The sequence below is a fragment of the Alistipes intestinihominis genome (genome assembly GCF_040095975.1).
Taxonomy (GTDB): domain Bacteria; phylum Bacteroidota; class Bacteroidia; order Bacteroidales; family Rikenellaceae; genus Alistipes; species Alistipes senegalensis.
The window spans coordinates 1-21,620 of the sequence record NZ_JBBMFL010000002.1; the positions used below are offsets into that span (position 1 = coordinate 1).

General features: G+C 56.6%; 24 protein-coding genes and 2 tRNA genes. 15 read left to right on the forward strand and 11 right to left on the reverse strand.

The annotated features are described in order from the left end of the window. Positions 1-106 precede the first annotated feature (106 nt). The 6 genes from WMO46_RS01635 (at position 107) to WMO46_RS01660 (ending at position 5,991) form a co-directional block, all read left to right on the forward strand. The gene (locus tag WMO46_RS01635) at positions 107-469 is read left to right on the forward strand and encodes a DUF6291 domain-containing protein (protein WP_129651504.1); all 363 of its coding nucleotides are present in this window, start codon (positions 107-109) and stop codon (positions 467-469) included. 95 nt (positions 470-564) lie between these two features. Then, positions 565-1,569, forward strand: coding sequence for a BT4734/BF3469 family protein (locus tag WMO46_RS01640; RefSeq protein ID WP_289088225.1), 1,005 nt, complete (start codon positions 565-567; stop codon positions 1,567-1,569). A 462-nt stretch (positions 1,570-2,031) separates the two neighbouring features. After that, positions 2,032-2,727 carry a hypothetical protein gene (locus tag WMO46_RS01645; RefSeq protein ID WP_349093643.1) on the forward strand — a complete coding sequence of 232 codons (696 nt, stop codon included), beginning with the start codon at positions 2,032-2,034 and terminating at the stop codon, positions 2,725-2,727. Between the two features lie 30 nt (positions 2,728-2,757). Further along, entirely contained in the window at positions 2,758-4,950 is a 2,193-nt protein-coding gene (locus WMO46_RS01650; protein ID WP_349093644.1) for a leucine-rich repeat protein, read from the forward strand. Between the two features lie 3 nt (positions 4,951-4,953). Next, complete coding sequence (locus tag WMO46_RS01655) at positions 4,954-5,298, forward strand: hypothetical protein (protein ID WP_129651500.1); 345 nt, start codon at positions 4,954-4,956, stop codon at positions 5,296-5,298. Between the two features lie 321 nt (positions 5,299-5,619). Beyond that, positions 5,620-5,991: a hypothetical protein gene (locus WMO46_RS01660; protein ID WP_242493160.1), complete on the forward strand. Its 372-nt coding sequence runs from the start codon at positions 5,620-5,622 to the stop codon at positions 5,989-5,991. Positions 5,992-6,314: 323 nt separating this feature from the next. Here WMO46_RS01660 and WMO46_RS01665 read toward each other — a convergent pair. Further along, positions 6,315-6,389: transfer RNA gene (locus WMO46_RS01665), tRNA-Pro, on the reverse strand. Positions 6,390-6,495: 106 nt separating this feature from the next. On the opposite strand from WMO46_RS01665, the gene WMO46_RS01670 reads away from it, so the two are divergent. The 5 genes from WMO46_RS01670 to rpsT all read left to right on the forward strand — a co-directional run bounded on the left by WMO46_RS01670 (position 6,496) and on the right by rpsT (position 10,016). Continuing rightward, the gene (locus tag WMO46_RS01670) at positions 6,496-7,635 is read left to right on the forward strand and encodes an ABC transporter substrate-binding protein (RefSeq protein WP_349093645.1); all 1,140 of its coding nucleotides are present in this window, start codon (positions 6,496-6,498) and stop codon (positions 7,633-7,635) included. A gap of 3 nt (positions 7,636-7,638) precedes the next feature. Then, positions 7,639-8,640: an iron ABC transporter permease gene (locus WMO46_RS01675; protein WP_349093646.1), complete on the forward strand. Its 1,002-nt coding sequence runs from the start codon at positions 7,639-7,641 to the stop codon at positions 8,638-8,640. Between the two features lie 2 nt (positions 8,641-8,642). Continuing rightward, positions 8,643-9,401 carry an ABC transporter ATP-binding protein gene (locus WMO46_RS01680; RefSeq protein ID WP_349093647.1) on the forward strand — a complete coding sequence of 253 codons (759 nt, stop codon included), beginning with the start codon at positions 8,643-8,645 and terminating at the stop codon, positions 9,399-9,401. A gap of 148 nt (positions 9,402-9,549) precedes the next feature. Beyond that, positions 9,550-9,621: transfer RNA gene (locus tag WMO46_RS01685), tRNA-Glu, on the forward strand. A 143-nt stretch (positions 9,622-9,764) separates the two neighbouring features. After that, positions 9,765-10,016 carry a 30S ribosomal protein S20 gene (gene rpsT, locus WMO46_RS01690; protein WP_019151521.1) on the forward strand — a complete coding sequence of 84 codons (252 nt, stop codon included), beginning with the start codon at positions 9,765-9,767 and terminating at the stop codon, positions 10,014-10,016. 68 nt (positions 10,017-10,084) lie between these two features. On the opposite strand, the gene trpA is transcribed toward rpsT, so the two are convergent. The 8 genes from trpA to WMO46_RS01730 all read right to left on the reverse strand — a co-directional run bounded on the left by trpA (position 10,085) and on the right by WMO46_RS01730 (position 17,385). Continuing rightward, positions 10,085-10,858: a tryptophan synthase subunit alpha gene (gene trpA / locus WMO46_RS01695; RefSeq protein WP_349093648.1), complete on the reverse strand. Its 774-nt coding sequence runs from the start codon at positions 10,856-10,858 to the stop codon at positions 10,085-10,087. Then, positions 10,855-11,478 carry a phosphoribosylanthranilate isomerase gene (locus WMO46_RS01700; RefSeq protein WP_349093649.1) on the reverse strand — a complete coding sequence of 208 codons (624 nt, stop codon included), beginning with the start codon at positions 11,476-11,478 and terminating at the stop codon, positions 10,855-10,857. Before WMO46_RS01700 ends, trpA begins: the two co-directional genes overlap by 4 nt. Next, positions 11,475-12,290 carry an indole-3-glycerol phosphate synthase TrpC gene (trpC, locus tag WMO46_RS01705; protein WP_349093650.1) on the reverse strand — a complete coding sequence of 272 codons (816 nt, stop codon included), beginning with the start codon at positions 12,288-12,290 and terminating at the stop codon, positions 11,475-11,477. The genes WMO46_RS01700 and trpC overlap by 4 nt, the downstream gene beginning before the upstream one ends. 5 nt (positions 12,291-12,295) lie before the next feature. Next, entirely contained in the window at positions 12,296-13,291 is a 996-nt protein-coding gene (gene trpD / locus WMO46_RS01710) for an anthranilate phosphoribosyltransferase (protein WP_129651494.1), read from the reverse strand. Between the two features lie 13 nt (positions 13,292-13,304). Next, positions 13,305-13,877 carry an anthranilate synthase component II gene (locus WMO46_RS01715; RefSeq protein ID WP_019151526.1) on the reverse strand — a complete coding sequence of 191 codons (573 nt, stop codon included), beginning with the start codon at positions 13,875-13,877 and terminating at the stop codon, positions 13,305-13,307. Positions 13,878-13,895: 18 nt separating this feature from the next. Next, positions 13,896-15,296 (reverse strand): anthranilate synthase component I family protein, encoded by a 1,401-nt coding sequence (locus WMO46_RS01720; protein ID WP_349093651.1) that lies wholly within the window; start codon positions 15,294-15,296, stop codon positions 13,896-13,898. Positions 15,297-15,318: 22 nt separating this feature from the next. Beyond that, a complete protein-coding gene (trpB, locus tag WMO46_RS01725; RefSeq protein WP_349093652.1) occupies positions 15,319-16,521 on the reverse strand; it encodes a tryptophan synthase subunit beta in 1,203 nt (400 codons plus the stop codon). A gap of 288 nt (positions 16,522-16,809) precedes the next feature. Then, a complete protein-coding gene (locus WMO46_RS01730) occupies positions 16,810-17,385 on the reverse strand; it encodes an adenylate kinase (protein WP_278818619.1) in 576 nt (191 codons plus the stop codon). A 97-nt stretch (positions 17,386-17,482) separates the two neighbouring features. Between WMO46_RS01730 and thiL the strand changes: the two genes are divergently transcribed. Beyond that, positions 17,483-18,517, forward strand: coding sequence for a thiamine-phosphate kinase (gene thiL / locus WMO46_RS01735; RefSeq protein ID WP_349093653.1), 1,035 nt, complete (start codon positions 17,483-17,485; stop codon positions 18,515-18,517). A gap of 5 nt (positions 18,518-18,522) precedes the next feature. Here thiL and WMO46_RS01740 read toward each other — a convergent pair whose 3' ends face one another. Further along, positions 18,523-19,104, reverse strand: a complete 582-nt coding sequence (locus WMO46_RS01740) for a hypothetical protein (protein ID WP_349093654.1) — start codon at positions 19,102-19,104, stop codon at positions 18,523-18,525. 369 nt (positions 19,105-19,473) lie between these two features. On the opposite strand from WMO46_RS01740, the gene rpsF reads away from it, so the two are divergent. The 3 genes from rpsF to rplI are packed head-to-tail and all read left to right on the forward strand — an operon-like array spanning position 19,474 to position 20,559. Then, entirely contained in the window at positions 19,474-19,818 is a 345-nt protein-coding gene (gene rpsF, locus WMO46_RS01745; RefSeq protein WP_064974706.1) for a 30S ribosomal protein S6, read from the forward strand. A 3-nt stretch (positions 19,819-19,821) separates the two neighbouring features. Continuing rightward, positions 19,822-20,100, forward strand: coding sequence for a 30S ribosomal protein S18 (gene rpsR, locus WMO46_RS01750; protein ID WP_010265192.1), 279 nt, complete (start codon positions 19,822-19,824; stop codon positions 20,098-20,100). An 18-nt stretch (positions 20,101-20,118) separates the two neighbouring features. Then, the gene (gene rplI / locus WMO46_RS01755; protein ID WP_019151532.1) at positions 20,119-20,559 is read left to right on the forward strand and encodes a 50S ribosomal protein L9; all 441 of its coding nucleotides are present in this window, start codon (positions 20,119-20,121) and stop codon (positions 20,557-20,559) included. A 110-nt stretch (positions 20,560-20,669) separates the two neighbouring features. On the opposite strand, the gene WMO46_RS01760 is transcribed toward rplI, so the two are convergent. Beyond that, complete coding sequence (locus WMO46_RS01760; protein WP_129651489.1) at positions 20,670-21,587, reverse strand: DMT family transporter; 918 nt, start codon at positions 21,585-21,587, stop codon at positions 20,670-20,672. Between the last annotated feature and the right edge of the window lie 33 nt (positions 21,588-21,620).

Here is a 21,620-nt window from a genome sequence, read left to right on the forward strand (position 1 = left end):
TCTCAAGAAACCACGTAATTGACTATATTTCAATAATTTCAAAGAACTATTTATCAACTTTTACGGGACAGTAGTGAACCATATTAAACATTAAACAATCAAAATTATGGAACCAAACCAAAATTTAGACCCGTTGGCGGCATTGAACAATGTAACGGAAGAAGAATTGAGCGCAATTCAGGAAGAGGAGGCTGCGAAGCCGCGAAAGAGGAAACCGAGAGAGGGCTTTGTATTCCTCATCTCATTTTACGAAGCTATCGAACTTATGCCTGAACGTCTTCAGCATAAAGCTTATAAAGTTTTAACGCGTTATGCGCTATACGGTGAAATGCCCCCAAAAGGAACTCCGACCCGAATCATGCAATCTTTCGTGGGGTGGAAACGACTGATCGATGCCAGCTCCAAGAAATACGATAAAGCGATCGGGGATCGGTTCGCAGGAAAGACAGATAGTAAAATCAAACGATGACACGCGCCATTCAAGTGCCGAATCGAAATGTCTGACAACCGAACAATAAGCAGACAGAAAGTGTACAGGAACTCAAAATGTAAAATGTTTATTATATGAAAGATAGCAAAAATTTATCACAACAAATCTTAAATACGAACAAAAGTAATTCCAATAACTCATGCTCAAAATTTATGACAAACACCGTCGTTCGGATTCCAGCGGGGATCCCATCGCCTAAAGTATCTCTTTTCGAGAACATGACCTCGGTCGTTCCAATCGAGGAAATATCTCTCTGGGAATTTTTATTAAGCTCGGATTACCAAGACATCGTGCATATTTATCGGGAAACGCAGGATCCGGCGGTCCGCAAAGAGATAAAGAAGTTCCGCCTCCCTTGTGTGACCGTTTCCGGAATATTCGATACACGAGCCCGAAAAAGGCTCGTGCATCGGCATAGCCATTACATCTGCGTAGACATTGACGGCAAGGATAATCCCGGGGTTAAGGGAAGATGGCCACGCGCTAAAGAGTTATTAGCTGAAAAGTTCAGTAGCCTGTGCTACGCGGGGCTATCCGTCGGAGGTAACGGACTATGTCTTGTTTTCCGGATCGCATATCCAGAAAGGCATCGAGCACAGTATTTTGCACTCATAAACGAAATCCGGACAAAAATCCATTTGTACGCAGATTCAACTTGCTGCGATGTCACCCGTCTGCGTGTCGCAAGCTATGATCCCGAACCGTTCTTTAATCCGAATGCCATACCGTATCTGAACCTCATAAACAAAGACTACGGAGTACCCTGTAAAAATGACAGGTCGGCCTCCATGGATGTAGATACCAAAATGAGAGCATATGCGTGTATAAAGATAATATCAGACCGACAAATAGACATCACATGCGGCTATAAAGTATGGAGGGCTATCGGGCAGGCACTTGCCAACGAGTTCGGACCGGAAGAAGGGCGACGGCTATTCCACTTGGTGAGCCAATGGCACTCCGATTACTACCCGACCGAATGCGACCGGTTATTCGACTGGTGCATAGCCAACCATGACTTTATAAACATCAGCACGTTCTTCCACTATTGTCGGGAATACAATATTACATTCAAATAACCGTCTCAGAATACGTTTACGGGGATCGACTGATAGTCGATCCCTTTTTCGTAAAGGTCAATATGTGGAGTTTACCTTAAACATAGCATAAGGTCAATATTGATTTTTCAGAATATTTCGCTCAAATTTGTACGACAATGCCCCGACTGAGTGTTGCACTAAGCAAAACATTTTTTTACCTTTGTAGGGTCACGAGAGTGGCGTACATATAGTAAAAGTGTTCGCTTTTATTCCGTGTAGGGAAATCTGGTAAATTTCACACAACAGACACAGGGATAAAACAGCGCGCTCATTGCTTGTATGGTATGCGGTCATCATCGCCTACTATTACAGGTGTGGGGCATTGTTTTATTGGTGTCTAAGGCTTACCAGAGCCTCCCTACTCAATAAGACGACTGTTCCACACTTTTTTTCATGTAAATCAGCCATATCGGAACAGGATGGCAACAAAAACTTGTTGCTATGAAAAAACTAATCACTTGCGGGCTTATGTTCTTCATATTGGCCGCACCCGGTATGTACGCCGCACCGCAAACACAGGAGACCGACAAGAAAGCCCTGCGAGAACAACGCCGGGAAGAACGGAGGCAAAAGCGAGAAGAACGCAGAGAAGAGCGCCAGCAAAGAAAAAAAGAGCAGAAAACCCCGCAACCCTCGGTTTCTGTACCCCCAACTAATCCTGCCCCGGAAATTATTCACGAAGAAATCGAGACTCCTCGTGAGCCAGTCATTATTTCAAAGCAAAAAGAAACGAAACCGCAACCTACTCCGATCAAAGATCAAACGCATTCTACATCTCCGAAAATCATACAATCATCCAAACAAGCCGTATCTCCAATTGTACCCGCGCCTGAAGCTCCATATCCTGATACAAAATCAGAAAAAGGGAATCCAATACTATGGCTTTTAGTCATCATTGGATTATTTGTATTTCTAATTTTACGCTGGCTGTTTTCACGCCGCTGCGGGAACTGCGGAAGATTCTGGGCGATGCGGGTAATTGATGAAGCATACCTCGGCCGAGTTAAAACCGAGCGAGTTAAAAACGGAACTCAATCATATCTCGTCCACTATAACCGCATTCAGGTTACCCGCCAATGCAAATATTGCGGACATCAGGACTGTTTCAACAAAACCGTAAAAGGAGATGCCGAATAACGACTATTTGCACCTAATAAACTATTAAAAATGAAACGGATTCTTTATTTATTATTCGCTGTTTCCACTCTATGGAGTTGTAATAGCGATTACGACGATTCGGCATTGACCGGACGTGTGGACGACCTCGAAAACAGGGTCGCAAAACTCGAAGAATTATGCAAGCAGATGAACACCAACATTTCATCCCTGCAAACCCTTGTCAATGCCCTTCAAAACAAAGACTACATTACCAGCGTCGTCCCCATTACCAAGGATGGGAAAACAATCGGTTACACCATTTCCTTTACCCAAAGCGCACCGATTACGATTTACAACGGTCAGGACGGCAAACCCGGCGAAGACGGGAAAGACGGCTCTACCCCGGTTATCGGAGTAAAGCAGGATGCCGACGGAATCTATTACTGGACGCTTAACGGCGACTGGCTGACGGATGATTCCGGCAACAAGATAAAAGCAGAAGGCCGCGACGGTCAGGATGGAGAAGATGGTAAGCCGGGACAGGATGGCAACGATGGACAGGATGGCAAGCCCGGTGAGGATGGAAAAGACGGCATAACGCCTCAATTGAAAATTGAGGACGGATACTGGTATATCTCCTATGACGGTGCATCGTGGACACAACTCGGCAAGGCAACGGGCGATAAAGGAGAACAGGGCGAGCCGGGACAAGCCGGAGGCATCTTCAAGGATGTCGAAGAAACCAATGACAGCGTTATATTCACCTTGAATGACGACAGCACGATTACGATTCCGAAAGCAACGCCATCCGAAAAATTGGATATCACATTCAGCAATACGGAATCCATCAATGTCCTGCCGGGAAAAAACTATGAAATCGAATATACGATTATCGGAGCGGATGAAACGACACGAATCGAGGTGGTAGCGCAAGACCTCTATAAAGCGTCTGTTTCACCGACAGATTACCGATCCGGGAAAATCATCGTTACAACACCGTCGGCCGACCTCGAAGCAAGCCGCATCTTGATATTTGTCTCCAAAGGAACGAATACCATCATGCGCATTATCAATTTTGTAGAGAGCGTCATTATCGTTTCGACAGATACCGTGGAGATTGCCGCAGAAGGTGAAACCGTGCAGGTCAAAGTGGAAACCAATGTAACCTATACGGTGGAAATTCCGGAGGCCGATCGTGTTTGGCTTTCTGTTGCCGAGACACGTGCAGCGACGCATACGGAAACGCTTACCTTTACCGCCCAAGCCAATCCGAACACGACCTATCGTTATTCGACCGTCAGCCTGAAAGACGATAGTGGATTAGTAGCACAAAGCATTCTGTTCGCGCAAAAGGCCTCAGGATATAAAACGGTTCATGTCGAAACGGCAGGAACATTGGAAAACTACATTTCCGCCGATGAAAAAGAAAAATTGATCGGATTGAAACTGACGGGCAAACTCAACACGTTCGATTACGATTTCATGCGCACCATGCCCGCATTAGAGTCCGTCGATCTGGCACAAATCGACAATACGACGATTCCGGCCAGTTGTTTCAAAGAAAGTACGGTCAAAACGGTCATTCTACCGCTGAATCTGGAAGCCATACCGGACAATGCTTTCTCGAACAGTAGTATTACATCTATCAATATACCATCAAGCGTTATTTCGATTGGCAATTCAGCCTTTGAAAGCTGCACGTCATTGGCTGGCGACTTAATATTACCTAACGGATTACAAAGTATAGGCACTAAAGCCTTTTATAGCTGTTCAAAACTAATTGGGAATCTGATTATCCCCGATAATGTTACATTTATTGGAAGTGAAGCTTTTTACGGATGTAGCAGATTCACTTCATTAACATTAGGAACGGGAATAACGACTATCTCAAGTGGCTGTTTTTATCGGTGCCTTGGTTTTTCTGGCAACCTTATTATTCCCGATCAAGTAACTAATATAGAAAAGGAGGCTTTTTGTTATTGTACTGGTTTTAATGGGTATTTGACCATTGGAAATGGAGTAAAAGAAATAGGTGAACTCGCTTTTGCAAATGGCTTCAATCGTTTTTATGCGAAACCTTTGCTCTTCACTAAAGTATATTGCAAAGCAATTGCTCCTCCGGTTATTCTATCCACCACATTTCGTGGTATGGATTGTACTGATAAGTACAGCTATCTTGGAGTGCCGATTGATTGCAAAACTACATACGACACGAAAACTTGGAAAGAATTATTCGAAATTATCGAAGAAATCGAATTTTAAGCTATGGCACTAATCTATTTTGGTGATAATGGGCAATGTCAAGAATTACATAGCTGTCTTTGGCAAACAAATCTTGAAAATCGCCAAGAAATTGCAGACTACCTAATCAGGCGTTTACAGGAAAAGAATTACTCCGCAGACACATGGTTTACTGCACAAAATTTAGTCGGCGAAAATCAAGTCGATTGGGAAAACACCGAACCATTGAACGCGATCACAACACATTATCCCAATAGGAATACTCAAAAAACCATTTTAGGTAAAATTTTGAAACGAGCATTATTCGATCTGAACGAAACTTATAAAATAAGGTATGAATTCAAAACCCTATATCGGAAAATAGAATAATCTCGTATACAATTTCGGTCGCTGATAAAGCCCATAGCTGTAAGTTGTTATCCACATCCTTTCCGAGTCTTTATCCCGACTATTCTTAGTTGTCCCGACCTGCCGCAACCCGGCAGGTCGCTTTGTTAAATCCCGACAGAAGATACTGTGGCGCGATTACGGCTCATGTAGTCGGGAACTCGATAAAATTCATTAACCACCTATTTCAAGCCAGTGTATAGGGCTTAAATAAGCAAGCCGCAACGACGATCTTCCAGTACATATCGGCTGAAACGGCCTGCGTATTCACAGCCGGAATGTATTACCCAAAAACAAGATAACATGAAAAATAAAGAAGAAATCAGGCTCTACCTCGACACCCAATTCAGCGCATCGGAAGACGACATGGTGCAAATCGTCCGGAACGATTTCGACCGCATTTTGAATAGCGCGGCATCTTGCGCCCTAATTACGGTCGAGGGTGCAATGCCCGTCTTGGCGGAACGACTCCGCACCGAATTGGAAGCCCTGCACATCGAAGCCGACCTCGACGTGATTATAAAAGTAAGCTATCATCCCGCATCGGAAATAAGTTTCGACAACCTATGCAGCCTCTTAACCGTCATCCATGAATTTGCCCCGCAGGTAAATATCGTCTGGGTTGCGGTATGGATGCAAAACTGGCGGAACCCGACTATTCGATTCTGTTGCTAATCGGGACATCGGCAGAGTAGATTTGCAAGGCCGGCCAAAACATATTGGCAGGTCGTTTTATTTCGTCCCGACAGAAGATACTGCGACGCGATTACAGCTCATATAACCACGAACCCGATAAAATTCATTATCCGCCTGTTTGGAACGACTGTATAGGCCCAAATACAGCAACCATCCAACAACCAAATACTTAACGACTGAGATTGAAATTTTCGGATAGCGACCATTTATGTACCACTTGTGTACCACCGCCACTTTTCGGACTATATACCACAAAAGAAAAATCCTCGATATTCGATTGAATATCAAGGATTTTCCATCAGTCGGGGTGACTGGATTCGAACCAGCGACCACACGCCCCCCAGACGTGTACTCTAACCGGACTGAGCTACGCCCCGATTCCGCCCGCAAAAAGGCCGAAACCTCTCGCTTTGGGACTGCAAATATAGTCTTTTTTTCAAAAACAAACACATTTCTGCAAGATTTTTTTCTACTTTTGCGGAAATGAAACCATTTCCACATCTCCTGCTGCTGCTCGCCGCGGCCTTTGCGATCGGCTGTTCCGGTCCTGCGAAGCACACCCTAAGCGACTTTACGGCCGAGGTTTACATCCCGGCCCATGCTTCGGGATTCGACATCCGCGGCACGGAAAAAGACGCCTCGACACTCATCACGATCCGCAAACCGTGGCAGGGCGCCGCAACCGCCGAACAATACCTGCTGGTGCTGCGCGACGATGCCGAAGCCCCTTCCGATTTCGAAGGACAGATCGTCAAAGCCCCCGTGCGGCGCGTAGTCTGCATGTCGTCGAGCCATGTGGCGATGTTCGACGCCGTCGGACAGGTCCGGCGCGTCGCGGGCGTTTCGGGCATCGACTACATCTCGAATCCCTACGTCCGGGAGCACCGCCTCTGCGGCGAGGTCCGCGACGTGGGCTACGACACGAACCTCGATTTCGAACTGCTCGCGGCCATGCGTCCCGACATCATCCTGCTCTACGGCGTGACGGGCGAGAACACCGTCATCACGGGCAAACTCCGCGAACTGAACATACCCTATATATACATCGGCGATTACGTCGAGGAGTCGCCGCTGGGCAAAGCCGAATGGCTCGTCGTCGCCGCGGAACTCTGCGACCTGCGCCAAGCCGGCGCCGACACGCTACGGCGGATCGCCCGGGATTACGAAGCCCTGCGGTCGCAGCCCGCACCGGGCGGCAAACGTCCGAAGGTGATGCTGAACACCCCCTACCGCGACACGTGGTTCATGCCGTCGTCGCACAGCTACATGATCCGCCTTATCGAGGACGCCGGCGGGGAATACGTCTATACCGGGAACACGTCGGACGCGTCGGTGGCGGTCGATCTGGAAGAGGCTTACCTGCTGGCCAATGCCTCGGACATCTGGATCAACGTCGGCGCCTGCAACACCCTCGCCGAGTTGACCGCTCAAAACCCCAAGTTCGCCGACATCCCCGTCGTCCGCAACCGCCGGGTCTACAACAACAACGCCCGCCAGACTCCGGCCGGGGGTTCCGACTTCTGGGAATCGGCCGTCGTGCGCCCCGATGTCGTGTTGCGCGACCTGCGCACGATCCTCTCCGGCGGCAGCGAGCCGACTTTCTATTACAAACGCCTCGAATAGCCGATGAAGCGCACCGCCCTTCTCTTCACGCTGCTCACGCTGCTCACCGCTGCACTCTTCGTCGCCGACCTCGCCGTCGGTTCGGTCGCGGTGCCCCTGCGCGACATCTGGGCAGCCCTCACGGGAGGGGCATGCGACCCTACGGTGAGAGACATCATCCTGAAAATCCGCCTGTTGAAAGCCGTCACGGCACTTTTCGCCGGAGCGGCGCTCGCCGCCAGCGGCCTCCAGATGCAGACCCTCTTCCGCAATCCGCTGGCAGGCCCCTACGTATTGGGCGTCAGTTCGGGCGCAGGGCTCGGTGTGGCGTTGTTCCTGCTCGGCGCCCCCTTGCTGGGCGTCGCCGGACACTCGTTCGTCCAGTCGCTGGGTATCGCCGGCGCCGCATGGCTGGGCGCAGCCCTCGTGCTGAGCATCGTCATGGCCGTCAGCCGCCGCATCAAGGACATCATGGTCATCCTGATCCTCGGCATGATGCTCGGCTCGGGCATCGGCTCGGTGGTCGAGATCCTGCAATACCTGTCGAGCGAGGCGGCCCTCAAATCGTTCGTCATCTGGACCATGGGATCGCTGGGCGACGTCACGGGCAGCCGGCTGGCCCTGCTGCTCCCGGTCGTCACGGCGGGACTGGTCCTGGCCGTCGCCGTCATCAAGCCGCTCAACCTGCTTCTGCTGGGCGAGAACTACGCCCGCACGATGGGGCTCAACATCCAGCGCACGCGCACGCTGATCTTCCTCTCGACGGTCCTGCTCGCCGGCACCGTCACCGCCTTCTGCGGTCCCGTGGGATTCATCGGACTGGCCGTGCCGCACCTCGCCCGCATGTTCTTCGCCTCGGCCGACCACCGCATCCTCATGCCGGCCTCGATGCTCGCCGGCGCCGCCCTGCTGCTCGTCTGCGACCTCGTCGCCAAGCTCCTCGCCCTGCCCATCAACACCATCACGGCCCTGATGGGCATCCCGGTCGTCATCTACGTCGTCGTCCGCAACCGCAATATCTTCTGACCATGAGCATCCGCCTCGACCATATCGCCCTCTCCTACGGCAGCCGCACGCTGCTGGAGGATGTTTCGGCCTCGTTCGGACAGGGGGAGCTGACCGCCCTGATCGGCCGCAACGGCACGGGCAAAAGCACCCTGCTGCGGGTCCTGGCCGGACTGGGTTCCGTCTCCGCGGGAAAGATCGAACTCTGCGGCCGCCCGCTGAGCGCGCTCACGCCCCACGAGCGGGCTACCACCGTCGGATTCGTCACTACCGACCGGGTCCGCATCGCCAACCTCGCCTGCGAGGATGTCGTGGCGCTGGGGCGCGCCCCCTACACCAACTGGATCGGGCGCATGCAGGAGGCCGACCGCGCCGTCGTCGAACGCTCGCTGGAGCTGGTGGGCATGTCGGGTTTCGCCCGCAAGACGATGGACCGCATGTCCGACGGCGAATGCCAGCGGGTGATGATCGCCCGCGTGCTGGCGCAGGACACCCCCGTCATCCTGCTGGACGAGCCGACCGCCTTCCTCGACCTGCCGAACCGCTACACGCTGGCGACGCTGCTCCGACGGCTGGCCCGCGAGGAGCGGAAGTGCATCCTCTTCTCGACCCACGACCTCGACATCGCCCTTTCGCTCTGCGACTCGGTGGCGCTGATCGACACGCCGTCGCTCCACCACCTGCCGGCCGACGCCATGTCCCGCAGCGGACTGATCGAGCGGCTCTTCTCGGGCGAGAACGCCTCGTTCGACCCCGAAACGCGGACGATCCGCGCGCGCTGACCCCTGCCGGAAGCCCCCGCACGCGGCATCCGGAGGCCCCGGGAGAAAAAAACCGCAATTTTTCGACATATTTTTTGTACAAGTCACTTTTTTGCTTACCTTTGCACCGCTAAAGTTCCCCTGTAAAAGGAGGGTGCGATAGCGGTAAGGCCCATTCGTCTATCGGTTAGGACGCAAGATTTTCATTCTTGAAAGAGGAGTTCGACTCTCCTATGGGCTACGAAAATGCGGCATCCGGGGCTCGACGCCGGGATGACGGACGGTAAATTACTTTTCAGGAGCGGGCTTCGGGCCCATCCGAACGCGGCCACGGCTCGCGGACAAGCAGAACTTAAAAAAGTAAAAAATAAAAACTAACGGATTATGGCAAACCATAAGTCATCGAAAAAGCGTATTCGCCAGACCGCCGCGAAGCGTGCTCACAACCGGCTGTTCCACAAGACGGCCCGCAACGCTGTGAAGGCCCTGCGCGCAACTACCGAGAAGAGCGCCGCCGAGGCTCTGCTTCCGAAGGTAACCGCCATGCTCGACAAGCTGGCCAAGCACAACATCGTGCACAAGAACAAGGCTGCGAACCTGAAAAGCGCGATGCAGCTGCACGTGAACGCGCTTTAATCAGCCGCCGCGCGGACAATAAAACGAAGGCCGGACTCTCGAGAGTCCGGCCTTCATTTCGTTGCGGGTCAGCGTTTCAGCTCCTCCAGCAACTGCCTGACGGCCTCCTCCGGCCCCGGGGTCTCGCCTTGCAGGGTGACGAAACGGCTGCCGACGATACAGCCCGCAGCGTTGTCCGCCGCAGCGCGGAAAGTCGCACGGTTGCTGATGCCGAACCCCACCATGCGCGGATTGCGCAGCCCGAGCGCGTCTATGCGGCGGAAATAAGCCTGCTTCCGCTCGTCGAACGCACTTTGCGCCCCGGTCGTCGAGGCCGACGAGACCATGTAGATGAATCCGTCGGTGTGGTCGTCGATCTGCCGGATGCGCTCCTCGGAGGTTTCGGGCGTGATGAGCATGACGACCTTCACACCGTAACGGTCGGCGACGGGCTTGAAGTCGGCGAGGTAGTCGTCGAACGGCAGGTCGGGGATGATGCAGCCGTCGATGCCGCAGTCGCGGCAGGAGCGGCAGAAGTTCTCGAATCCGTATTGCATAACGGGGTTGAGATAGCCCATCAGCAGCAGCGGAATCTGCACGCCGGGGCGAATATCCGCCAGTTGGGCGAAGAGTTTCCGCAGCGACATCCCTCCCCGCAGGGCCTGCTGGGCCGCGTGCTGGATGACCGGGCCGTCGGCCATCGGATCGCTGAACGGAATGCCGATCTCGACCATCCCCACGCCGTTGTTTTCGAGCGCACGGATCACCTCGGCGGTGTTCTCCGGATCGGGATACCCGGCGCAAAAGTAGATGGAGAGTATATCCTGCCTGCCGGAGGCGAATAACTGATTGATTCTGTTCATGGTAATTGGATTTTTGAAATGAATTTTCCGAGTTTTCCGGCGTCCTTCACCGCCGGGGCCGTTTCGAATCCGCTGTTGAGATCCACGCCCGCGAAACGGGGATGGACGAATCCCCGGACCGCTTCGGCGCACTCCGCGTCGATTCCGCCGCTGAGCAGAAACGGAACGCGGCCCGCATAGGCGTCGAGCACCGACCAGTCGAAGCGTCGTCCCGAACCGCCGTAGCCGTCGCAGCGGGTATCGAACAGCAGGTAGTCGGCACACGTTTCATAAGCCCGGGCCGCCGCGAGGTCGGCTGCCGACGCGACGCGGATCGCTTTGATGATCCGGCAACCCTGCTGCCGAAGCTCCCCGCACACACCGGGAGATTCGTCGCCGTGGAGCTGGAGCCACCCGAGGCCGAAGCGTTCGGCCGTGCGGAGCATCTCGGCAGGCGAAGCATCGACGAAGACCCCGACCGCGGGCCTGCGGCAGCTGCGCACGGCCGCGGCATGGAACTCGTCGTCGGGCACGCAGCGCGGGGAGCGGGGATAGAAAATGAAGCCGCAGAGGTCCACCGGCAGCCGTTCGACGGCGCGGATGTTGTCGGGATCGCGCAGCCCGCACACCTTGACGATCATGGCCGCGCCTCTTTAAGCCGGGCGATGAACTCCGCCAGCGCGCGCCCCGGATCGCCGCTCTTCATAAAGGCTTCGCCCATCAGAAATCCCCGGAAACCCGCCTCACGCAGCCGCACGACGGTCTCCGGATCGGAGATGCCGCTTTCGGAGACCGGCAGCGGTCCCGACCCGCCGCCGACCTCGCGCCGGAGCAGATCGGCCATCCGGAACGAATTTTCGACATCGGTATGGAAAGTCCCGAGATCGCGGTTGTTGACCCCGAGCATATCGACATATCCGTTCAGACGAGAGAGTTCCGAGGGCGTGTGCACTTCGAGCAGCACCTCGAGCTCCAGTTCATGCGCCGTGCGGGCGAAACGGCGGCACTCGTCGGGCGACAGTACCGCGGCGATCAGCAGTACGGCGGCGGCTCCCGCCGCGCGGGCCTGATAAAGTTGGTATTCATCGACGACGAAATCCTTGCGCAACAGGGGCAGACGGACCAGCCGGCGGGCCTGCTTCAGGTCCTCCAGCGTTCCGCCAAAGAATTCGCCGTCGGTCAGCACCGAGCAGGCCGAGGCGCCTCCGGTCTCGTAAGCCGGAACGACGGCTTCGACCTTCGCATCCTCGTGCAGCCACCCTTTCGACGGGGAGCGGCGTTTGAACTCGGCGATGATACCCGTTTCCGACTCCGCCAGCGCGCGGCGCATGGAGCACGGCGCCTCGGCGAGCCACGGCGAACCGAGCCGAAGCAGCGCATCGACGGGAAGCACCTGTTTCTGCCAGGCGACCTCGCGGCGCGTATTGGCTGTGATGGTTTCCAGAATGTCCATATCGCTCAGCTGTTTATCTCCACGAATTTCCGGAACGCCGCCGCGGCTTTTCCACCGAGGAGCGATTCGCGCGCCTCGTCGAGGCACTCGGCTACCTCCTTTTCGGGACAGATCACCCGGATGGCGAAGGCGGCGTTGGCCAGCACGCAGTCGCGCCGGGCGGCTGTCGCGGTGTTGTCCAGCACGGAGTCGAAGATGCGCGCGGCCTCCTCGGGGGTGTCGCCGCCCGAGAGCTCCTCGGGACGGCAGCGGCCGAAGCCGATCTGCTCGGGGGTGAAGACCTGCTCCTTCTCGGGCGTGGCGACCTTGAATTCCGAGGTGAGCGAAATTTCGTCGTAGCCGTCCATGCTGTAAACCACGCCGAAGCGCGTGCCGCCCGACTGATAGGCGTAGTTGTAGAGGCGGAAAAGCGAGAGGTTGTAGACCCCCAGAAGCTGATATTTCGGCAGCGCGGGATTGACCAGCGGCCCCAGCAGGTTGAAGAACGTGCGCACGGCGAGGTTCCGGCGGATCGGGGCCACGGCCTTCATCGCGGGGTTGAACAGCGGGGCATGGAGGTAGGCGATGCGGCAGGCGTCGAGCGAGGCCCGCAGGCGGTCGGGATCATCGGTGAACCGCACGCCGTGGCGTTCGATGACGTTGCTCGCGCCGCTCACCGAGGTGGCACCGTAGTTACCGTGCTTAACGACGTTGTAACCCGCCCCCGCCACCACGAACGACGCCGCGGTGCTGATGTTGAAGGTGTTCTTGCCGTCGCCGCCCGTGCCCACGATGTCGATGGGCCCGTAGTCCGAGAGGTCCGCCGGACGGCGCATTTCGAGCAGCGCGTCGCGGAACCCGGCCAGCTCCTCGACCGAGATGCTGCGCATGAGGAAGACGGTGATCAGCGCCGAGACCTGCTCGGGGTTGTATTTCCCGGCGGCGATGCCCGCCAGAACCTGCTGTGCCTCCGAACGATCCATGTACTGATGTTCGAAAAGGCGGTATAGTAAATCTTTCATGGTTCGAATTCGTTTAACGGTTGCATTTCGTGATCCAGTTCGCAAGGATCGTCTTGCCCTGCGGCGTGAGGACCGATTCGGGGTGGAACTGGATGCCCCGCAGGTTGCAGGTCTTGTGGCGCAGGCCCATGATCAGGCCGCTGCGGTCGGTGGCCGTGACTTCCAGACAGTCGGGAAGCCCCTCGGCCGAAACCACCCACGAATGGTAGCGTCCGGCGCGAAACCCCGTCCCCAGCCCGTCGAAGAGCGGATCGTCGGCCACGACGCGGATGTCCGAGCAGACGCCGTGATGGACTTCGGCAAGGTTCTCCAGCCTGGCGCCGAACGCCTCGCCGATGGCCTGTTCGCCGAGACAGATGCCCAAAATGGGTTTGGAGGCGGCGTAACGCCGGATCAGCGGCAGCAGCAGCCCCGCTTCGGAGGGAATGCCCGGACCGGGCGAGAGCACGATGCGGTCGTAGGCGGCGACCTCGTCCAGCGCGATGCGGTCGTTGCGGCGCACATCGACTTCGAGCCCCAGTTCGAGCAGCATGTGCCGCAGGTTGTAGGTGAACGAATCGTAATTATCGAAAAGCAGACATTTCATGGCTTCGTTTTTTTGCGGTTAATTGATCAGTTTCCCGGCCTCGCGGATGGCCTTGTCCAGCGCGCCGAGCTTGTTCGACACCTCCTGCAATTCGCGTTCGGGGTCGCTCTTCGCGACGATGCCCGCCCCGGCCTGATAGTAAAGGGTGTTGTTGCGGCTGACGAACGTGCGGATGGCGATGGCCTGGTTGAGATCGCCGTCGAGCCCGATGAAGCCGATGCACCCGCCGTAGACGCCGCGGTTGTCGGGCTCGATCTCCGAAATGAGCTGCATGGCCCGCACCTTGGGGGCGCCGCTCAGCGTTCCGGCCGGGAAGGTGTCGATGAAGGTCCGGACCGAATCGCTGTCGGCGTCGATCTCCCCGCTGACGCGCGAGACGAGGTGGATGACATGGCTGTAATACTGCACGTCGCGGTAAAAGTCCACCTTCACGCCGTGGACGTTGCGGCTCAGGTCGTTGCGCGCCAGATCGACCAGCATGACGTGCTCGGCGTTCTCCTTGGGGTCGGCCAGAAGCCGTTCGGTCCGCTCGCGGTCCAGCGCCGAGTTTCCGGAGCGGAAAGCCGTGCCCGCGATGGGGTCGATCGTGGCGCGGCCGTTCTCGACCTTGCAGTGCGTCTCGGGCGAGGAGCCGAAGATGCGGAAGCCCCCGAAATCGAAATAGAAGAGGTAAGGCGAGGGATTGATGCTCCGCAGCGCACGGTAGACCTTGAAATCGTCGCCCTGAAACGGCTGTTCGAAGCGGCGGCTCAACACGATCTGGAACACGTCGCCGCGCAGGCAGTGGCGCACGCCCTGGCGAACCATCTCCCGGTAGGTCTCGTCGGTGAGGTTCGAACGGCGCTCGCCGACCGTGCGGAAGTTGTACGAAGCGAAATTGCGGTCCTCGATCAGCGTCTCGACCTCGCGGATGTGGTCCCGCTCGCCGTCGGCGCACAGCTCGACGATCGACAGTTCGTTCTTGAAGTGGTCGAAGACCAGCAGGAACTTGTAGAGGATGTAGCAGATGTCGGGGGCATCGGAATCGCGGTGGTGGAACTCCCGGACGGGGATGTTCTCGAAATAGCGCACCGCGTCGAACGCCGTATAGCCGAAGAGGCCGCAAAGCTCGCTTCCGTCGCCGTCAACGCGGAATTCGTTCAGAAATTCTTTCAGCGCGTCCGCCGCCGCACAGGTTTCGCCGAGGGGCTTCGCAACGCTCCGGCCGTCGGGGTATTCCAGAAGCGCCTCGCCGTTGTTCACGCCGATGCGGGCGACGGGGCGGAAGGCGATGAACGAAAGGCTGTTCTCACCGCCGTGATAGTCGGAACTTTCGAGCAGCGCCGACTGCGGATAGACATCCCGGAGTTTGAGGTAGAGGCTGACCGGCGTATGCAGGTCTCCGAGGAGTTTTTTGGTTGCCGTGGTAAATCGGTACATGGTATCGGGTGTTTTTCGGATTTTACAAATTGCCGGAGATCTCCGGACGGTCCATATTCGCAAGATAGGTCTCCATATCCTTGTCGCCGCGGCCCGAGACGGTCAGCACCACCACGTCCGAGGGGCGGAACTCCATCCGGGGCAGCGCACCGAGGGCATGAGCGCTTTCGAGGGCGGGGATGATCCCTTCGAGGCGCGTCAGCTCGAAAGCCCCGCGCAGCGCCTCGTCGTCATCGACGGCGACGACCTTCGCACGCCCCGTCTGCGCGAGGTTGGCGTGCAGCGGGCCGATGCCGGGATAATCGAGGCCCGCCGAGATCGAATAGGGCTCCTCGATCTGCCCGTCCTCGGTCTGCATGACCAGCGTGCGGGCGCCGTGGATGATGCCCTCGCGCCCCAGCTGGATCGTCGCCGCGCTGCGTCCCGAAAGGAGTCCCTCGCCCCCGGCCTCGGCCAGCACGATCTTCACGCGCTCGTCGCCCAGGTAGTGATAGACGGTCCCCGCGGCGTTGCTGCCGCCGCCGACGCAGGCCATCAGGTAGTCGGGATAGTCGCGCCCCTCCTTCTCCCGCAGCTGCACGCGGATCTCCTCGCTGATGACCGACTGCAAACGCGCCACCATGTCGGGATAAGGGTGCGGCCCCACCGTCGAACCGATGATGTAGAACGTATCCGCGGGGTGGCAGCACCAGTCGCGGATGGCCTCGTTGGTGGCGTCCTTCAGCGTCATGTTGCCCGAGGTCACGGGCACGACCGTCGCGCCCAGCATCTCCATCTTCCGGACGTTGGCCTGCTGACGCTCGACATCGGTCCGCCCCATGTAGACCACGCAGGGCATGTTCATCAGCGCGCAGACCGTGGCCGTGGCCACACCGTGCTGCCCGGCCCCCGTCTCGGCGATGATGCGCGTCTTGCCCATCCGCCGGGCGATCAGAATCTGTCCGATGGTGTTGTTGATCTTGTGGGCGCCGGTGTGGTTGAGATCCTCGCGCTTGAGGTAGATGCGGCAGCCGTAGCGTTCGCTCAGCCGGCGCGCGAAATAGAGCGGCGAAGGCCGTCCCACGTAGTCGCACAGCAACGTGCGGTACTCCTCGCGGAACGACTCGCTTTCGAGCACCCGCAGGTAGTTCCGCCGCAAGTCTTCGACGCATTTGTGCAGGATTTCGGGGATGTATGCGCCCCCGAAGCGTCCGTAATAACCTTTCTCATCGACCTGATAGTTCATATTCATCAATTTTTTTGGAATTATCGCACACGAAAAAAAGGGCCTGTCGTGAGTACAACAGGCCCTTTTCTGGATTATCGTTGATCTATCGTTCAACAACTGCATGCGGCGAGTCACTCACAACGGAAAATTGCGAGCGCCACCACCATGCGTTATTGATCGAAAAATTGTTCATCGTCTGACTTCTTGGTTGCAAATATAGGGACTTTGCCCGAAAAACCAAATAAAATCGTCGTTTTTTCTGCGCGCCGCCGATAAATCCGGCGCCACCTATATATAAAGCGCCGGTTATTCCAGTCCGCCGATCACGTCGGCGATGCGGCCGAACACCTCATCCATCGTTCCGGTGCCGTTCACCGAGGCGTACTTGCCCTGCGCGGCGTAGTACTCCGCCACCACGGCCGTCTGCATGCGGTAAACGTCCAGCCGTCCGCGGATCACCTCCTCCGAAGCGTCGTCGGCACGGCCCGAATCCTTGCCGCGCAGCAGAATACGGCGCACCAGTTCCTCCTCCGGGACATGGATGTCCACCATAATATCCACCTTCAAACCGTGTTCGGCCAGGATTTTGTCGAACGCCTCGGCCTGGACCGTCGTACGGGGGAACCCGTCGAAAATACACCCGCGGGCATCCTTGTGCTCGGCGACGTAATTCCCGATCATGCCGATGACGATCTCGTCGGGAGCCAGCTTGCCTTCGCTGATGTACTGTTCCATGCTGCGTCCGAGCTCCGTGCCGCGCCGGATCTCGTCGCGGATCACCTCGCCGGTCGAAACATGGTCGATTCCGTAGTGCTCTTTCAGGCGCTGGGCCTGGGTGCCCTTGCCGCATCCCGGAGCGCCGAATAAGACGATATTTATCATAACTAACCCTTTTTGTGATGATTGGACCCGGCAAAAATACATTATTTTTTGGGGAAATAACACGATTTCCTTAATTTTGTAAAAAATTTCAGTAACTATGGACCAGAAAAAGCGCACCGAGATCGCCTCGCTCGGACAATTCGGACTCATCGACCTGCTGACCAGCGGATTCACCCCGAAGAACGCCTCGACGCTCAAGGGCGCGGGGGACGACGCCGCGGTGATCGCCCCGGGACGCGGCGAAGCGGTGCTCTGCACGACCGACTCCTTCTACGAAGGCGTCGACTTCGACCTCACCTATTTTCCGCTCAAACACCTGGGTTACAAGGCCGTGACGGCCGGCGTGAGCGACATCCTGGCCATGAACGCCCTCCCGGCGCAGATCACCGTGTCGCTCGGCGTCTCGTCGAAACTGCCCGTCGAAGCTCTTCAGGACCTCTACGAAGGCATCGCCTTCGCCTGCAAGGAGCAGGAGATCGACCTCGTGGGCGGCGACACGCGCGCCTCGATGACGGGGCTGGTCATCACCGTCACCACGCTTGGCTACGCCAAAAAGGAGAAGGTCGTCTACCGCAGCGGTGCGCAGCAGAACGACCTGATCTGCATCACCGGCAACCTCGGGGCCGCCTACATGGGCCTGCAACTGCTCGAACGCGAAAAGCGGGTGCTCGCCGACGTGGAGAACCCCGAACCGCAGTTCAAAGGCTACGAATACCTGCTCGAAAAATACCTGAAACCGCGTCCCCGCACCGACATCGTGGAGGCGCTGGCAGCGGAGAAGATCGTCCCGACGGCGATGATCGACCTCTCGGACGGACTTGCGAGCGACCTGATGCAGATCTGCAAATCGTCCGCCTGCGGGGCGCGCATCTACCTCGAGCGCATCCCGATCGCGCGTCAGACCACGGCCCTCGCCGAGGAGATGCACACCGACCCGGTCGTTGCGGCGCTGAACGGCGGCGAAGACTACGAACTGCTCTTCACGGTGCCTCTTTCGATGCAGGAGCAGATCATGCGGTTGGGCCTTGTGGACGTCATCGGCCACATCACCCCCGCCTCCACGGGCTGTTACCTCGTCACCCCCGACGGGCAGGACATAAAGCTGAAGGCACAAGGGTTCCCGGAAGAATAAGCGTCTTACCGCCGCCCGCCGCCGATGGCTATTCCGAACGTGAGCGACAGATGGCGGTTGGCCCGCTCCGTACAGGTGTAACCCAGCGTGACACGCAGCCGGTTCCAGCATTCGCAGCCAACGCGCGGCATCACGCAAAATGCCGCACAATCGCTGGACGGAGTATCGGAGACAGCCCCTTCGGCCGTTCGGAGGACATACGCCCCACCGATCCCTGCTCCCGCGAACAACGCCGCTTTCGGCGTCAGATGCAGGTTGTAATCCGCAACGGCCATCAGGCTGAACATCATAAAAGGGTCCTGCGAGCAGACGCCCGCAGCCAGCCGCGAGTAATACGACCCGCCGAGCCGCAAACCCACATCGAAGGGAGTTCTCCGGAAATTGTAACGACTTTCAGCGACCAGGCAAAAGCCCGCCGCATCGTTGTCAAAGCTTCCGAGCGAGGCATAGCCAAAGGTCGCCCCGACAGCCACCTCGCCCTCGAAACACCCGGCCCCCGGATAACGGGGGCTTATGGCCGTATCCTGCGCCTGCAAGCCGCAAAACGGAAGCACGGCGAAAATCAAGAAAAAGCAATGTCTTATCATCGGGTTAGCATTAGGATTGAATTCGCTGATAAGATACGCAAAATCCCATAATCCGGCACCATTTTCAGGAAACAAATTGCGGAAGTCCGCCCGAAGCGCAGTCGAGAGCAGGCCCCCCGCAGTTCTACCCTGCGGGGAGCCTGCGTAAGCGGCAAGAAGTCTGCCTATTCCTCGCCAAAGAGAATTTCCTACGTTCGCTTATCGGGAATAAACTTACACTTTCCGTGTTTGTCAGTATGTTCCACAAAGATAGGAAAAAGCGGAGATAATCCAAATACTGATAAATTTTTAATTCTTAATTTTTCATTTTTAATTTTAATCCGTATCTTTGCGGTCCCGAAAAGGGATTAATTAACCAATTAAACGATTATGAACAATTACGAAACCGTTTTCATTGTCACGCCGGTTCTGTCCGATGCTCAGGTACAGGAGGTCGCTGACAAATTCCAGGGTGTCATCACCGAAAACGGCGGTCAGATCGTGAACAAGGAGTCGTGGGGCCTTCGCAAGCTCGCCTATCCTATTCAGAAAAAGACCACCGGTTTCTACTTCCTGGTAGAGTTCACGGGCGAAGGCTCGCTCATCAACACGCTCGAAACGCAGTACCGCCGCGACGAGCGCGTGATCCGTTTCTTAACTTTCAAGCAGGACAAATACGCCGTAGAATATTCGGAGAAGCGTCGTGCGAAACTTTCTAACAAGCAGGAGGAGTAAACCATGGCACAGGACAACAAGGCACAGTCGGAAATCCGCTACCTGAACCCGGTATCGGTAGACGTTAAGAAGAAGAAATACTGCCGTTTCAAGAAACTCGGCATCAAATACGTGGACTATAAGGACGGAGAGTTCCTGAAGAAATTCCTCAACGAGCAGGGCAAGATCCTTCCCCGCCGTCTGACGGGCACTTCGCAGAAGTTCCAGAAGAAGGTCGCACAGGCCGTGAAGCGTGCGCGCCACCTCGCCATCCTGCCCTTCGTAACCGATTGCATGAAATAATTAAAAGGAGGACAAGACATGGAAGTTATTCTGATCAAAGATATGGAGAACCTGGGCTACGCCAACGACATCGTGAACGTGAAGCCCGGTTATGCGAACAACTACCTGATTCCCCAGGGCTACGCCAAAGCCGCCACGGCTTCCGCCAAGAAGGTCCTCGCCGAGAACCTGAAACAGCGTGCCCACAAGGACGCCAAGATCCTGGCCGACGCTCAGGCCCTGGCCGAGACCATCGCCAACCTGCCGCTGTCGCTGGCCGTGAAGGCCGAGGAGGGCAAACTCTTCGGTACGGTCACCGCTACGGACCTCGCCGAGGCGCTCGCCGCCAAGGGCATCACCGTAGACCGCAAACAGATCAGCGTCGATGCCATCAAGACCGTCGGCGAGTTCGAGGCTACGGCCCGTCTGCACAAGGAGGTCAAGGCCACGATCAAGTTCTCGGTCACCGCTGCCGAGTAACGCGATACGCGCCGCATACGAAAAGAGCTTTCCGGTTTCGGAAAGCTCTTTTTTTGATTAGCGGGAGGGGGGGGGCAGGGATTATGCCCCGAGAACAGCTACCGCAGCCTTCAAGACGGGCTTTTTAAGTCCGCGGGATGCTTCGGCTTCACGGTGTAGGAGCGGAGCACCAGCCCCACGCCCGCGAAGATCACCAGCGCGAAGATCACCGTGTCCGCATGCAGTTTGTCGAGCCCCATCCCGATCGAAATGGCGATCGCCAGCACGGGTTGAAGATAGGTGTAGATGCTCGACACGGTGGCCGGCACGGTTTTGAGCGCATAGTTGAGCATCAGGTTGGGCAGGTAGGTCGGCACGATCAGCACGAACAGCGCCGGGAAGAGGGCATGACGGGCGATGGCTGCGAAATCGGTGTGGACAATGGGCCCGATGCCGATGGGCAGCGCCATGACGGCCGCGGCGCAATAGACCCAGCGCAGCACGGTCGTGATGCGGTATTTGGCGATCAGGCGTTTGAACCACACCATGTACAGCGAGGTGACGCAGGCGCAGAGGAAGATCATCACGTTGCCCCACAGATGCGAGTGCGCATGCGCCGACGCGGCCCCCGACAATACCACCGCCACGGCCCCCGCCATTCCGAGCACCAGCCCCGCGACTTTGAGTTTCGTGAAGCGGTCCATCCCCAGCGCCACCGAGAGCGCCAGCACCAGCAGCGGCACGATGGTGTCGATGATCGAACCGTCGATCGGCGAGGTCATCGACAGTCCGTACATGATGAAGACCTTGCGCAACACGCCGATCAGCAGTCCGGCGCCGATCAGCTTGCGGCCGTCGGCCCAGCCGACCTTCTCGGCCTTCTGCCACAGCAGGGGCACGAGCGACAGCAGAGCCGTCGCCACGAGCGATGCCGAGACCAGCGCCATAGGGTGAATGTAGCGCGGCAACACATAGTTATAAAACGGGTAGTCCATAGCCCAGAGCACGTTGCACAGCAACAGGGCCAGATGGGGTTTCAGTCTGTTCATCCGTCCGATAATTTTACCCGGAAAAGACAAAAA

Bases quoted from the DNA above. Each gene is read 5' to 3' on its own strand.
- trpB (WP_349093652.1), bottom strand. From the start codon at position 16,521: ATGAACTATCAGGTCGATGAGAAAGGTTATTACGGACGCTTCGGGGGC.
- WMO46_RS01675 (WP_349093646.1), top strand. From the start codon at position 7,639: ATGAAGCGCACCGCCCTTCTCTTCACGCTGCTCACGCTGCTCACCGCT.
- rpsR (WP_010265192.1), top strand. From the start codon at position 19,822: ATGGCACAGGACAACAAGGCACAGTCGGAAATCCGCTACCTGAACCCG.
- WMO46_RS01640 (WP_289088225.1), top strand. From the start codon at position 565: ATGAAAGATAGCAAAAATTTATCACAACAAATCTTAAATACGAACAAA.
- WMO46_RS01645 (WP_349093643.1), top strand. From the start codon at position 2,032: ATGAAAAAACTAATCACTTGCGGGCTTATGTTCTTCATATTGGCCGCA.
- rpsT (WP_019151521.1), top strand. From the start codon at position 9,765: ATGGCAAACCATAAGTCATCGAAAAAGCGTATTCGCCAGACCGCCGCG.
- WMO46_RS01715 (WP_019151526.1), bottom strand. From the start codon at position 13,877: ATGAAATGTCTGCTTTTCGATAATTACGATTCGTTCACCTACAACCTG.
- WMO46_RS01660 (WP_242493160.1), top strand. From the start codon at position 5,620: ATGAAAAATAAAGAAGAAATCAGGCTCTACCTCGACACCCAATTCAGC.
- rpsF (WP_064974706.1), top strand. From the start codon at position 19,474: ATGAACAATTACGAAACCGTTTTCATTGTCACGCCGGTTCTGTCCGAT.
- WMO46_RS01760 (WP_129651489.1), bottom strand. From the start codon at position 21,587: ATGAACAGACTGAAACCCCATCTGGCCCTGTTGCTGTGCAACGTGCTC.
- WMO46_RS01635 (WP_129651504.1), top strand. From the start codon at position 107: ATGGAACCAAACCAAAATTTAGACCCGTTGGCGGCATTGAACAATGTA.
- trpC (WP_349093650.1), bottom strand. From the start codon at position 12,290: ATGGACATTCTGGAAACCATCACAGCCAATACGCGCCGCGAGGTCGCC.
- thiL (WP_349093653.1), top strand. From the start codon at position 17,483: ATGGACCAGAAAAAGCGCACCGAGATCGCCTCGCTCGGACAATTCGGA.
- WMO46_RS01740 (WP_349093654.1), bottom strand. From the start codon at position 19,104: ATGATAAGACATTGCTTTTTCTTGATTTTCGCCGTGCTTCCGTTTTGC.
- WMO46_RS01720 (WP_349093651.1), bottom strand. From the start codon at position 15,296: ATGTACCGATTTACCACGGCAACCAAAAAACTCCTCGGAGACCTGCAT.
- trpA (WP_349093648.1), bottom strand. From the start codon at position 10,858: ATGAACAGAATCAATCAGTTATTCGCCTCCGGCAGGCAGGATATACTC.
- WMO46_RS01670 (WP_349093645.1), top strand. From the start codon at position 6,496: ATGAAACCATTTCCACATCTCCTGCTGCTGCTCGCCGCGGCCTTTGCG.
- WMO46_RS01650 (WP_349093644.1), top strand. From the start codon at position 2,758: ATGAAACGGATTCTTTATTTATTATTCGCTGTTTCCACTCTATGGAGT.
- WMO46_RS01700 (WP_349093649.1), bottom strand. From the start codon at position 11,478: ATGATCGTCAAGGTGTGCGGGCTGCGCGATCCCGACAACATCCGCGCC.
- WMO46_RS01655 (WP_129651500.1), top strand. From the start codon at position 4,954: ATGGCACTAATCTATTTTGGTGATAATGGGCAATGTCAAGAATTACAT.
- WMO46_RS01730 (WP_278818619.1), bottom strand. From the start codon at position 17,385: ATGATAAATATCGTCTTATTCGGCGCTCCGGGATGCGGCAAGGGCACC.
- trpD (WP_129651494.1), bottom strand. From the start codon at position 13,291: ATGAAAGATTTACTATACCGCCTTTTCGAACATCAGTACATGGATCGT.
- rplI (WP_019151532.1), top strand. From the start codon at position 20,119: ATGGAAGTTATTCTGATCAAAGATATGGAGAACCTGGGCTACGCCAAC.
- WMO46_RS01680 (WP_349093647.1), top strand. From the start codon at position 8,643: ATGAGCATCCGCCTCGACCATATCGCCCTCTCCTACGGCAGCCGCACG.